The sequence below is a fragment of the Labilibaculum sp. K2S genome, assembly GCF_030372765.1.
GTDB lineage: Bacteria > Bacteroidota > Bacteroidia > Bacteroidales > Marinifilaceae > Labilibaculum.
The window spans coordinates 1-12,891 of sequence record NZ_JAUCMW010000026.1 but is presented as its reverse complement, the minus strand read 5'-3'; the positions used below and the strand labels follow the sequence as shown (position 1 = coordinate 12,891).

Here is a 12,891-nt window from a genome sequence, read left to right as displayed (position 1 = left end):
TATTTTTTTTAAATAAAAAGCCTGATGAGTTTTATTTTGTCAGGCTTGTTTAATTTTGAGAGTTCAAATTTTAATACAAAACTACATGACATCAACGGTGCTGCTTTATATCATATTGGGAATTTTAACTGCAGATTTTATTTTAGAACGATTTCTTGAATTTTTAAATCATAAGAAATGGTCGCCAATTCTTCCTAAAGCATTAGAAGGAATTTACGATCAGGAAAAATATAGTCAGTCACAAAATTATCAGAAGGACAAACTTATGCCTTCGTTACTTTCGTCAGGAATCGGTTTCACTGCCACAATTTTGATGATTGCGCTTGGTGGTTTTGCATGGGTCGATGAGTTAGTCAGGAATTATTTTGAACATCCAATAGCAATTGCTTTAGCCTTTTTTGGTGTGATTCTGTTTTTTTCCAGTTTGCTGGGATTGCCTTTTTCTTACTATTCAACATTTGTAATAGAGGAAAAATATGGGTTTAACAGAACAAGCTTAAAAACCTTTGTATTGGATAAATTAAAAGGGGGATTGCTAAGTACTGTAATTGGTGGTGGCATATTGGCTTTATTAATATGGATTTATTTGCAGACCACCACAAACTTTTGGTGGATGGCGTGGCTGGTAATTGCCTTTTTCATGATTTTTATGGCCATGTTTTATTCTTCCTTATTGGTGCCTTTATTTAATAAGCAAACACCTCTGGAAGATGGAGAATTAAAAGATGAGATTAGTAAGTTTGCAGGTAAAGTAGATTTTAAATTGGATAATGTCTACGTAATGGATGGTTCTAAACGATCATCGAAAGGAAATGCATATTTTAGCGGACTTGGATCTAAAAAGAGAATTGTTCTGTTTGACACATTAATTAATGATCTTACAAAGGAAGAGATTGTTGCGGTTTTGGCACATGAAATTGGACACTATAAAAGGAGACATACACTTAGCGGCATATTTTTATCCCTACTGCAAACCGGACTGATGTTTTATATTTTTTCTTTGATAATTGCCAATCCCTTACTTTCGGAAGCATTGGGAGCGAAGCAACAAGGATTTCATTTGGGATTGATAGCCTTTGGGATTTTATATTCTCCGATATCAACCTTTTTAAGCTTGGGAATGAATATTTTATCACGAAAGAATGAATATGAAGCCGATGATTATGCCTTAAAAAATTATGATGGGAAAGCTTTAGGAGATGCTTTAAAGAAACTATCTGTTAGTTCTCTTAGCAATTTAACGCCACATCCGGTTTATGTGTTTTTTTACTATTCACATCCAAGTCTTTTACAACGATTAAAAGCATTACAATTAATAAAATAAGCAAATGCAAGCAGAGATAATTACAATTGGTGACGAAATTCTGATTGGTCAAATAGTGGATACCAATTCAGCATGGATGGCCAAAGAATTAAATGGAATAGGTATTAATGTCGGGAAAATAACCAGTATATCAGATCAGGAAGCTGATATAGTAAGTTCCCTGAGACAGGCAATGGAAAGAGTTTCCCTTGTTTTAATTACAGGTGGTTTAGGACCAACGAATGATGATATTACTAAAAAGACATTAAGCGATCTTTTTGGAATGAATCTGGTGCAGGATGATTTGTTATTTGCTAAAATTGAACAAAGACTCGCACAGAGAGGGATTCCTATGAATCGTTTCAATCGGGAACAGGCTTTGATTCCGGATGGTGCAAAAATAATCACTAATAACCATGGTACAGCTCCTTGTATGTGGTTTGAGAAAGATGGTAAGGTAGTTATCTCGATGCCTGGTGTTCCTTTTGAGATGAAGGGAATTATGCAGGACGAAATTTTACAATCATTAAAACAACATTTTTCGACACCGGTTATTTTGCACAAGACAGTAATGACTCAAGGTATTGGAGAATCTGTTATGGCGGAAATGCTTGAAGATTGGGAAGGGAATTTACCCGCTTGCGTAAAATTGGCATATTTGCCTTCTCCGGGAGTTTTGCGCTTACGAATGAGTCTTTCGGGAAATGACTTGGCAGAATTGGAGAAAATTATAGAGGAGCAGTTGTCCGCGTTAAAAAAAATAATTTCTGAGAATATATTTGGCTATGATGATCAACCAATGGAATTGACTGTAGCTAAACTTTTATCCGATAAGGGAAAGACTTTGGGCACAGCAGAGAGTTGTACCGGAGGGAAAATTGCTCACTTGATAACATCTCATGCGGGCAGTTCTTCTTATTTTAAAGGTGGTGTAGTAGCATACTCAAATGAGGTGAAGGAAAATATCTTAGGTGTGAATGGTGAGGATTTGGAAAAATATGGAGCGGTAAGTCAGCAGGTAGTGGAACAAATGGCAATTGGAGCCAGAAAAGTGCTAAATACCGATTACGCAATTGCAACATCAGGAGTCGCCGGACCCGATGGGGGAACACAGGAAAAACCGGTTGGAACTGTCTGGATTGCTGTTGCAGGGCCAAAAGAACTTATTTCTCATAGATTTGATTTGTATAAGAATAGAGAACGAAATATTCAGGTGGCATCTTTAAATGCATTAAATATACTACGGAATCTACTTCAAAAGTAAAGGATAATATTGTCTTTATATAGAGAGGCTTTCCATTTATTGGAGAGCCTTTTTTTTTATCAATTTAGAATGTGAGAAATTTCACTTTATTTAAAATTAATATTGCTATTGGTATCCTAAATATCTAAATTTCAGTTACTATAAATAAAATCAAAGTTAAGATAGAAATATATTAAAACTACAAACATGTAGATATTTGGATATGTGGATATTGTTGCTTAGATTTGAACTGAAATTAAAAGAACTAATAAATATGCGAAACCTTAGAATTTATTTCATTTTACTTTTAGTTATGGGCTTTTCAGTAAAAGGGAAATCACAAGCTGTAGAAATGAAGTTGAGTTTGAAAGAAGCTTTAGTAAAAGCTTCCGAAAACAATTGGGAAATTAATAAGGCGAAGGCTGAGGGGAGAGCTGCCAAAGCTGAATTCCGTCAAACAAACTCTGTTTTCCTGCCCATAGTGAATCTTTCTCATTCGGGAGTTGTTACCAATGATCCATTGAGTAGTTTTGGATTCAAATTAAAGCAGGAGATAACCACACAGGCTGATTTTAATCCATTGTTGTTAAATGATCCTGGTCAGACCAAAAATTTCAATACTAAAATTGAGGTTCAGCAGCCATTAATTAATATTGATGGAATTTATGGTAGAAGGGCTGCGAATGCAAAAATGCAGGCTGTTGATTACAAGACTGAGAGAACGATAAATTTTGCAAAGTTTGAGGTGAAGAAAGCCTATTATCAGCTCGAATTGGCTCAAGAGGCAGTTTTGGTTCTTCAATCTTCAAAAAAGGCTGCTGCTGAAGCATTACAGGTTACTGAAAATAATTTGGCTCAAGGTTTTGTTCAGGAAGCGGATCTGTTATCTGCAAAAGTACGAGTTCTGGAATTGGATAATCAGTTATCAGATGCAAATAATAATCAGAAGAGTGCAGGAGAGTTTTTAGCCTACCTTTTAGGTTTGGATATTAATGTGGTGATTGTTACTACAGATTTTTTGGAGAAAAAGCCTTCCTTGTTAAATGGTTTGGAACAAGATTTTCAAATTGAAAATCGTTCGGATTTGAATGCTTATAGAAAAAGCGTAGAGGCAAGGGAAAGTATGCTGAAATCGGAAAAAATGCAGTTCCTTCCGCGATTAAATGCATTTGGTGCTTACGAATGGAATGACGATAAACTTTTTGGAACATCAGCAAACAGTTACATGATTGGAGCAAGTTTATCGTGGAATTTATTCAGCGGTTATAAGAACATTGGGAAGGTTCAGAAGGCGAAGGCCGAGTTGAAAATATCGGAATTAAACTTCGCTGAATATGTATCCAAAAACAGTATGGAAATTCAATCTGCCAAAAGAAACCTGAAAGTGGCATATGATAAGATTGAATTGAGCAAATTAGCCAAAGAGCAAGCGGAAGATGCACTTCGAATACGTACTAACCGGTACAAGCAAGGATTGGAAAAAACGACTGATGTCTTATATTCTGAAACGGTTTCGATGGCACGGAATCTTGATTATATAAACAGTTTATACAACTATCATGTTGCAGTTTTTCAATTGGAATTATTACTGGAAAAAGAATTACAATAAACAATCATACTAAAGAATCTACAGATATGAACTCAAGGAATTTTTTAATTATAGCACTAATCACTTTAGGTGGATTATTATTACAATCCTGTGGAAGTGAAAGCAAGGTAAAGGAGACAGAGAAGGCTGATGTTAGCGTAGCGGTAGGAATAGCTAAATTAACAAATCAAGCTGAAACAATGAGTTTTTCAGGTAAACTGGAAGCTGAAAACCATTCGAATCTTAGTACACGAATTATGGGACAAATTGCTAAGATTAAGGTAGAAACAGGTCAAAAAGTAAATAAAGGTCAGGTTTTGGTTGAGATTCATGCAAAAGATATTCAAGCGAAAAAGGCACAAGTGAAAGCTAATGAACTGGAAGCAAAAGCTGCTTTTACAAATGCAAAGAAAGATTACGATCGTTTTACTGTATTGTTTGAGCAAAAGAGTGCTTCACAGAAAGAGTTGGATGATGTAACAACACAATACAATATGGCAAAAGCCAGATTGGAAGCTGTTAAAGAGATGGGTATTGAGGTTGAGGAAATGCTTAGATACACCACTATAAAGGCTCCATACAATGGTGTAATTACCAGAAAATACATGAACGAAGGTGATTTGGCATCACCGGGAATGCCATTGGTTGCTATTGAAAAACAAGGCGAATTTATGGTAATGGCCCGAATTCCTGAATCCGAAATTTCGAAAATCAAACAAAACGATCCGGTATTGGTTCAAATTAGTGCACTGGGTAATGTTAAAATACATGGTTTTGTTTCGGAAGTGAATCCATCTTCTCAGTATACAGGAAATCAGTTTGAAGCAAAAATAGTTTTGAAGCCTACCAACGAACAAAAAAATAATTTGTACAGTGGTATGTATGCAAATGTTTTGATTGAAAAAGGGGGCGTGCCATCTATAATGATCCCTGAAAGTGTTTTAATTCACAAAGGGCAATTGACAGGTATCTATACTGTTAGTCAAGGTGGAACAGCGATATTGCGATGGCTAAGACTGGGGAAAACTATTGGTGATCAAGTTGAAATTCTATCGGGCTTAAACGATGGTGAGAAATACATTATTTCCTTTAAAGGGAAAATTTGGGATGGAGCAAAACTTACTATTCAATAATTACAGCTGGTAGTTACAATCAAAATACAATCATATGAAAACAGGATTTGCAGGTCAAATGGCCAAACTATTCATAAATTCTAAATTAACTCCACTCTTGATGGTTGCCTTCATGGTGATTGGCGTGTACAGTGCTTATTTAACGCCAAGAGAAGAAGAACCACAAATTGATGTACCCATTGCTGATATTTTTCTAAGATATCCGGGTGCCAGTCCGGCTGAAATTGAGTCGAGAGTTATGCAGCCACTTGAAAAAGTAGTGGCAAATATTCCTGGTGTTGAATATGTTTATTCTACATCAATGCCGGGGCAGGCGATGTTAATTGTTCAGTTTTATGTTGGTGAAGACATTGAAAGATCTTTGGTAAAGATGTACAATGAAATCATGAAACACATGGATGAAATGCCAAAAGGCACTTCAATGCCACTAATTAAAACACGTGCAATTGATGATGTTCCGGTATTGGGATTAACATTTTGGAGTGAGAATTATGATGATTTTCAATTAAAAAGATTAGCACAGGAAGTAAACAACGAAATAGAAAAAGTTAATGATGTTTCGGAAACCAAAATAATTGGCGGACGTTCACGTCAAGTGAGAGTTATTTTGAATCGGGCACAAATGGCTGGCTATAATATTGATGCTTTGAGTATTGCCCGGCAAATTGAAATATCTAATCAACAAATAGGATCAGGAGCATTTAATAAACATGACACAGAATATTTAGTTGAAACAGGTCGGTTTCTTGAAAATTCAGAAGATGTTGCAAACCTGGTTGTTGGCGTATACAATGGCAGTCCAATTTATTTGAAACAAGTTGCAGAGGTTATCGATGGTCCGGAAGTGCCGTCACAATATGTGAGTTTTGGTTATGGGAAGGTAAATGAGGCTAAGGAACTTGCAAAAGGAAATTACCCTGCTGTTACCATTTCAGTGGCCAAACGCCGGGGTGCTGATGCAATGAAAGTGGCGGAACAAATTTTAACAAAAATAGCCGTTTTGGAACAGGAATTAATTCCTGCCGATGTTCATGTTGAGGTGAGCAGGAACTATGGTGAAACCGCTTCAGACAAAGTTTCCGAGCTGTTGATGCACCTTTTAGGAGCTATTATTGCCGTTACATTTGTTGTGATGCTGGCCATGGGATGGCGTGGTGGTTTGGTGGTGTTTTTGTCAGTACCAATCACTTTTGCCTTAACCATGTTTAGTTACTATTTTCTGGATTATACATTGAACCGGATTACCTTATTTGCTTTGGTCTTTGTTACCGGAATTGTGGTTGATGACTCCATTATTATTGCGGAGAATATGCACAGGCATTTTAAAATGAAACAGCTGCCGTTTATGCAGGCGGCCTTGCGTTCAATCGACGAAGTAGGAAACCCAACAATTTTGGCAACTTTTACTGTTATTGCTGCAGTTTTACCAATGGTATTTGTTTCTGGTTTAATGGGACCTTACATGAGTCCGATGCCGATTGGAGCATCTATTGCAATGATTTTTTCCTTACTGGTAGCGCTTACCATTACTCCTTATTTGGCTTATCGTTTGTTACGATTTAAAGAAAAAGAAGATGCTGATGAGAAGGCTTTTAAGTTGGAAGACACAAAGGTATACAAACTGTATTCAGCAACAATTTCGCCCATGTTGGAATCAAAATGGAAGAGGTGGAGTTTTATTGGTACAGTGGTTGTTCTTTTGCTGGCTTCAACTACATTGGTTTATTTTAAACAGGTTGCTGTTAAAATGCTTCCTTTCGATAATAAGAACGAATTTCAGGTGGTTATTGATATGCCTGAAGGAACTACCCTTGAGCGTACCGCTGTGGTTGCTAAAGAATTGGCAGTTTACATTTCTCAACAAGAAAATGTAGTTGATTATCAGACTTATGTAGGTACAGCAGCACCAATGAATTTTAATGGTTTGGTTCGTCATTACGATTTGCGTCATGGTTCTAATGTTGCTGATATTCAGGTGAATTTAACGCATAAAAATGAGCGTGACGAGCAAAGTCACGATATTGCAAAGTTAATGAGACCTGCACTGCAGGAGATTGGAAAGAAATTTAATGCAAATGTGAAAGTTGTTGAAGTTCCACCAGGACCACCGGTAATGTCGACCTTGGTTGCTGAAATTTATGGTCCGAATTTAGAAGAACAACGAGATATTGCAGCTCAGGTAAAAACTCTTTTTGAAAAAACGGAAGATGTTGTTGATGTTGACTGGTTGGTTGAAGATGATCAAACTGAATTTCAGTTTAATGTGAACAAAGAAAAGGCAATGTTGGCCGGAGTTTCGACTCAGCAAGTGGTTCAAACTTTAAATATGGCATTACAGGGACAGGAAGTTACCCAGTTGTACCAAGAGTCTGAACACAATCAGGTTGGGATTGATTTACGTTTGCAGGAGAAGGATAGAAGTAGTGTTGCCGATCTGAAAAGAATCAATATTCTGTCACAATCGGGGCAATTGGTTGCGTTGGGCGATATTGTTGATGTTCATGAGAGAATTAAGGAGAAAAGTATCTATCGTAAAAATCAGAAACGAGTGGTATACGTTACTGCCGATGTAGCCGGTAAATTGGAAAGTCCGGTATATGGAATTATGAATATCGCTAAAAACCTAAGTGATATTAAGCTTCCTGAAGGTTATGATTTGAAAGAGGAGTATACCCAACAGCCGTTTTTAGAAGATGATTACAGTTTGAAGTGGGATGGGGAATGGCAAATAACCTATGAAGTTTTCCGCGATTTAGGAACAGCCTTTGCTGTGGTGTTACTGGTTATCTATTTGTTGATCATTGGATGGTTCCAGAATTTTAAAGTTCCTTTTGTGATGATGATTTCAATTCCATTATCTCTTGTTGGAATTTTGGTTGGACACTGGTTGATGGGAGCTTTCTTTACCGCTACATCTATGATTGGATTGATTGCCCTTGCGGGGATAATGGTGAGGAATGCTATTCTGCTTATTGACTTTATTAATCTTCGTCTGGAGGATGGCATTCCGTTAAAAGAAGCTGTTATTGAAGCTGGAGCCGTGCGCACAACACCAATTCTGCTTACTGCAGGAACTGTTGTAATTGGAGCTGTTGTAATCCTGTTCGATCCTATCTTTCAAGGTTTAGCCATATCACTGATGGGAGGTTCTATTGCTTCAACATTTCTGACTTTAGTTATTGTACCTCTTATCTATTATATGACTGAAAAGAAAAAATATCCTGTAATTGAATCCGAATCAAGTGTGATTAAGGACGAGGAATAAAATCTTAAACTAATCTAAACTCTAAGCATATGAAAGTTGTAATTATATTTTGTGTGAGTGCTTTTTACAATGATTTGAAAAAAATCTATCGCAACTCTGGTGTTGAGACCTATAGTGAATTTGATGTAAAAGGATTTACCCGAAAATACGATAAGGATGGCGCAGCTACAAATTGGTTTGCTTCCAGTAAGGAATACTACGATTCAATAGCAACATTTACTTTTTTAGAGGAAGAAAAAGGATCCGCTTTATTGAATCAGATCTCTAAATTCAACCAGGAATTAGAGTGTTGCAGTCCAATGCATGCTTATATGCTGGATGTTGAAAAGTTTATTTAAATGATTTAGTATAAAATAAAATGAGAGAGAGAATTATTAGAGGCATTGCAGGAACATTAGTGTTGGTAAGCATTTTATTGGCATTTTACGTAAATATAAACTGGTTGCTGCTGACTGCTTTTGTTGGTTTAAATCTGTTACAATCATCAATCACCAAATGGTGCCTGATGGATGATATTTTAAAGAAGATTTTTAAAGTGGAGGATTAATCCATTTAGTTTTAGTTTGGGTATAAAGCTCTGAATGCAAATTCAGGGCTTTATTTTTTTTTGAATTCTGCTGTAAAGAATAGTCTAAATTCATGAAAAGCCTTAATATTCTATATCTTTGCCGGATAATACAGAATTATGATACGATCTACTGAACACGCATTCGAAATAATCGATACCCAGCTTAAGGGAATTCCATACGAAGCAATTGATTTCTTGAGAAATCAGGAAAATAGCGAAGAGTTAAGAAAGAAATTGGTTTTCGCCTTTACAAATGCTTACAATGGTGAGGCATACTATTCTGACGAGTACAGAGTGATGTTGCCGGCACCATTATGGTATTGCATTGTTGCAGAGAAACATTTGTCGGAGGAATTGTTCGGGCCATTATTGGAACTGTTTACTGTTGAGGAAGATTGGGATTTGATGAACGAACAGGCTGTTTATTTGGCAGGACTGCTTGCCAGAAAATATCCGGAACAATTCGTAGGTAAGGTGCTCGGTTTTATTGAAGAAAACATTAAATCAGATAATAAAAAGCCTTATCTCTATTGTTTTGAGGCATTGTATTATGCAGCTGATGAACAGTTTGATCGAATTCATTCCATATTGGATAAGGAGAATTTTCATTGGGTAGATCATTACATTCGTGTATTGGGTGATTTGCAACGTGATGATACTCTTCAAAAATTCAAGGAGATTCTGCCAAAATTCGAAGGCAGGCACACTGCGGTTGAGTTGCAATACTATATTGATGTAATGGAAGGTAAGATTTCTGATTTTGAGAAAGGTACTGCATTTTGTGAAATGCGCGATGCGGAATGGAAGAACCATTATCAGCAGATGGAGCATATTTTTGCTTTTTCGGAATCTCCGGTTGAGCAAGGCACAAAAATCAATAGGAACGACCCATGTCCATGTGGTTCAGGGAAGAAATACAAACAATGTTGTTTAAAGAATATGTCGTAATCAGATGTTAATTCTATGAGCAAATACTTAGAAATAAAAAAAGAGTTGTACCTGTATGTATATCAGACAATAGAAGAGAAGTTACAACACAATAAACTGACTTTGCAAGAACTGAAAGAATCAGCAGGAAGCGAAACCAAAAGCAGTGCGGGAGATAAGCATGAAACCGGACGGGCAATGGTTCATTTGGAACAGGAGAAAATGGCTCAGCAATTTGCTGGCAATCAAAACATGCAAAGCATACTGGCTAAAATTGATCCTGAAATTTCGAATCCTTCTATTTCTCTTGGATCTCTTGTAATTACTGATAAACTTCGATTTTTTGTTTCTGTTGCTTTGGGAAAAGTTGAATTAGACAAAAAAGAATACTATCTGGTTTCTCTTACATCTCCGCTTGCAAAACAATTTACCGGCAAACAAAAAGGAGATACTGTTCAATTCAATAATCAAGACTATGCAATTGAAGAGATTGTATAGTTTGTTTTAATTTGCACATAGAAAGTTGATTATACGCTTTCTAAGCATGTTTCATGTGCAATTTTGCTTATTTCCTGAATTGCTCCAAATAAGTCAACTAAATCTTCGTCAGTGGGTTCCGAACGATGATACTTTTCCAAGGAACAAATAGATTGGATGTTTTCGTATTTTAAAATACGGGTTTTAAGGGTTTCGTCAATTGGCATCACCTCTTCCAGACCATAAATAAGATCACTGTAGGTATGATTTTGAGGCATGTTTTGATGATAGTCCAGTATCGCCATGATGTATCCTTCTAAAGACATCGATAACATATTGTATCTAACCGTATTTCCCAAGATGCTTTTTTCACCTTTTGGTGTTGCTCCTTTTAGAAATTGGTCTCCATCCTGCATCCATCGGTTCCAGTTTAATTTTCTTGCTGTCATATCGGATTATTTACGTGCAATGATTGGTAATAGAATTTAATTAATTGGGAACTAATATAACTAGCATCCGGAATTGCAGGAACTACAAGATGTACTGCAATTTGAAACGCTTACATGTGTCACATTGCCATTTACAATTGTGAGAGGATGCAATTCTTTTTTGTCGAACAGTTTAATGTTTTCGTCTAAATTATTTCCCTGAGCGGGATACAAGGCAATTCCCATTTCGGTAAATAAATGAATGGCCATGATTGGCATTTCTCTTATTATCACCGAAAGAATCCCTTTACGTTTTAATGCAAAACTGATGTTGCCAATTTTGCTTGTTAATGCATTGGTTGGAAGCCATTCATAAGTTTTATTCAAGCTATCATATATGCAGTAAGAGGCCGCATCGTCAAATTCTTTTGTAATCTTATTTTTTTCATTTTCATGATCAACCACTGGTATCAATACTTTCATAATTCATTTGTTTGTTGGCAGTTCTAAAAAAGATACAAGCTAACAATCAAAATAAGTACCGTAAACAGATAGCTGTTCTGTTTCAGAGCATTAACAAATTATAGGGATACAGAAAATTTCATTTTTGTAGGGGTTTTGATCGAAAATCTACAAAAATGTATGATTGCCTGCATTGGTACACGGTCGGGATCGTGTTGAGAATTCCTAAGGAATTGATGATGCGGAGAGTAAAGCTTATTTAGCACCCAACCAGGTAGCTTTGTGCCAGATAGCCTCCAAGGGGCCGTGAGAATGTTTCTTATCCCACCAGGTGCAAAACAGGCCTAGAATTAGAGCAAGGCTGATACCGATTAACAAACTATAAGTCGCACCTGTGTATTGATACATTCCCAAACCAAATCCGTAATAGATGCCGGCACCTAACATGGATTGAAATACATAGTTGGAAAGGCTCATTTTACCTATTGCTGAAAATGGTGTCAGAACATTTCGAAATGCATTGGTGTTGAAGAGTAAAACAAATCCTGATACCAAAAACACCATGAATGATAGATTACACCACGAGGTTTCGATGATTTGCACTGAGCGACGAATGGCTTCACTACCAATTAATCCGCCAAGGTTTTTTTGAAGAATAAATAAGGGAATAAATGCAATGATTGAAATAATAAAAGTCTTTGTCCAAAATTTGGTGTTTTTATCTGATTTAGAAAAAAGATTCATACGACCGGCCAGCATCCCGAAAAGAAAAGTTGAAAGAATATGAAAAAAACGGCCATTTTCCCAGCTCCAGGCAATAACGGCTCTCTTCCCATTCGTTAAATTGCCGTATACAGTACTTAAAAATGAATCTGCTTTTACGTATTCATCCATTCTGCCGAAATAGGTCCATGATATGGGGTTGGCTATTTTAATATCAGGATTTTGTATGGCTTTAAACAGGGTAAATAATTCGTAAGGCTGAATGAACAGGAGTAAAGCAACAGCAAATATCCACTTGTTGTTTAGTTTCACCAAAGGGATCAAAAACAAACCCACGAAAGCATAAAGAGTAAGTATATCACCTTGGTAAAATGCTGAGTTTATAATCCCAAAAATGAAAAGAAGCAGCAAACGCCAGGCAAAGCGTGCTCTAAAATCATTGCCTCTTTTGTTTTGATTATTTGTCTGAATAAAAAAGGTTAAGCCAAACAGTAAGGCGAATATCGCGTAGGATTTACCTCCGAAAAGGAAAAACAAAGAATCCCAAATTATTTTATCTAAAGAAACCATCCATGCCGGAAGATTCGCGGGCGAAAAATAGACGTCGAAATGCTCAATATTGTGCAGGAGCATAATGGAGACAAGTGCAAATCCTCTTAAGGCATCGACAACATGTAAACGATTTTTGATTACCGGGGCATTCATTTGTGATTGGCTTGCACTAGTGTCCCATTAAAATATAAAAAAGTTCTTTGAAAAAATTGAAATTTAGTT

At 36.4% G+C, this 12,891-nt stretch carries 12 protein-coding genes; 9 read left to right on the top strand and 3 right to left on the bottom strand.

Going from position 1 to position 12,891, the window contains the following annotated elements; genetic code table 11:
- Window positions 1-85 precede the first annotated feature (85 nt).
- The 9 genes from QUH73_RS18875 to QUH73_RS18835 all read left to right on the top strand — a co-directional run bounded on the left by QUH73_RS18875 (window position 86) and on the right by QUH73_RS18835 (window position 10,525).
- Window positions 86-1,324: a M48 family metallopeptidase gene (locus tag QUH73_RS18875; protein WP_289531997.1), complete on the top strand. Its 1,239-nt coding sequence runs from the start codon at window positions 86-88 to the stop codon at window positions 1,322-1,324.
- Between the two features lie 4 nt (window positions 1,325-1,328).
- A complete protein-coding gene (locus QUH73_RS18870) occupies window positions 1,329-2,567 on the top strand; it encodes a competence/damage-inducible protein A (protein ID WP_289531996.1) in 1,239 nt (412 codons plus the stop codon).
- A gap of 253 nt (window positions 2,568-2,820) precedes the next feature.
- Window positions 2,821-4,155 carry a TolC family protein gene (locus QUH73_RS18865; protein ID WP_289531995.1) on the top strand — a complete coding sequence of 445 codons (1,335 nt, stop codon included), beginning with the start codon at window positions 2,821-2,823 and terminating at the stop codon, window positions 4,153-4,155.
- 26 nt (window positions 4,156-4,181) lie between these two features.
- Entirely contained in the window at window positions 4,182-5,267 is a 1,086-nt protein-coding gene (locus tag QUH73_RS18860) for an efflux RND transporter periplasmic adaptor subunit (protein ID WP_289531994.1), read from the top strand.
- 34 nt (window positions 5,268-5,301) lie between these two features.
- Window positions 5,302-8,532: an efflux RND transporter permease subunit gene (locus tag QUH73_RS18855; protein ID WP_289531993.1), complete on the top strand. Its 3,231-nt coding sequence runs from the start codon at window positions 5,302-5,304 to the stop codon at window positions 8,530-8,532.
- A 29-nt stretch (window positions 8,533-8,561) separates the two neighbouring features.
- Window positions 8,562-8,870, top strand: a complete 309-nt coding sequence (locus QUH73_RS18850) for a hypothetical protein (RefSeq protein ID WP_289531992.1) — start codon at window positions 8,562-8,564, stop codon at window positions 8,868-8,870.
- A 20-nt stretch (window positions 8,871-8,890) separates the two neighbouring features.
- The gene (locus QUH73_RS18845; RefSeq protein ID WP_289531991.1) at window positions 8,891-9,079 is read left to right on the top strand and encodes a YgaP family membrane protein; all 189 of its coding nucleotides are present in this window, start codon (window positions 8,891-8,893) and stop codon (window positions 9,077-9,079) included.
- 138 nt (window positions 9,080-9,217) lie between these two features.
- Window positions 9,218-10,048, top strand: coding sequence for a YecA family protein (locus tag QUH73_RS18840; RefSeq protein WP_289531990.1), 831 nt, complete (start codon window positions 9,218-9,220; stop codon window positions 10,046-10,048).
- Window positions 10,049-10,063: 15 nt separating this feature from the next.
- Window positions 10,064-10,525 carry a hypothetical protein gene (locus QUH73_RS18835; RefSeq protein WP_289531989.1) on the top strand — a complete coding sequence of 154 codons (462 nt, stop codon included), beginning with the start codon at window positions 10,064-10,066 and terminating at the stop codon, window positions 10,523-10,525.
- A gap of 29 nt (window positions 10,526-10,554) precedes the next feature.
- Here QUH73_RS18835 and QUH73_RS18830 read toward each other — a convergent pair whose 3' ends face one another.
- The 3 genes from QUH73_RS18830 to QUH73_RS18820 all read right to left on the bottom strand — a co-directional run bounded on the left by QUH73_RS18830 (window position 10,555) and on the right by QUH73_RS18820 (window position 12,822).
- Window positions 10,555-10,953 carry a hypothetical protein gene (locus QUH73_RS18830; protein WP_289531988.1) on the bottom strand — a complete coding sequence of 133 codons (399 nt, stop codon included), beginning with the start codon at window positions 10,951-10,953 and terminating at the stop codon, window positions 10,555-10,557.
- Between the two features lie 60 nt (window positions 10,954-11,013).
- Complete coding sequence (locus tag QUH73_RS18825) at window positions 11,014-11,415, bottom strand: hypothetical protein (RefSeq protein ID WP_289531987.1); 402 nt, start codon at window positions 11,413-11,415, stop codon at window positions 11,014-11,016.
- A 234-nt stretch (window positions 11,416-11,649) separates the two neighbouring features.
- Window positions 11,650-12,822 carry a DUF418 domain-containing protein gene (locus QUH73_RS18820; RefSeq protein ID WP_289531986.1) on the bottom strand — a complete coding sequence of 391 codons (1,173 nt, stop codon included), beginning with the start codon at window positions 12,820-12,822 and terminating at the stop codon, window positions 11,650-11,652.
- Window positions 12,823-12,891 lie beyond the last annotated feature (69 nt).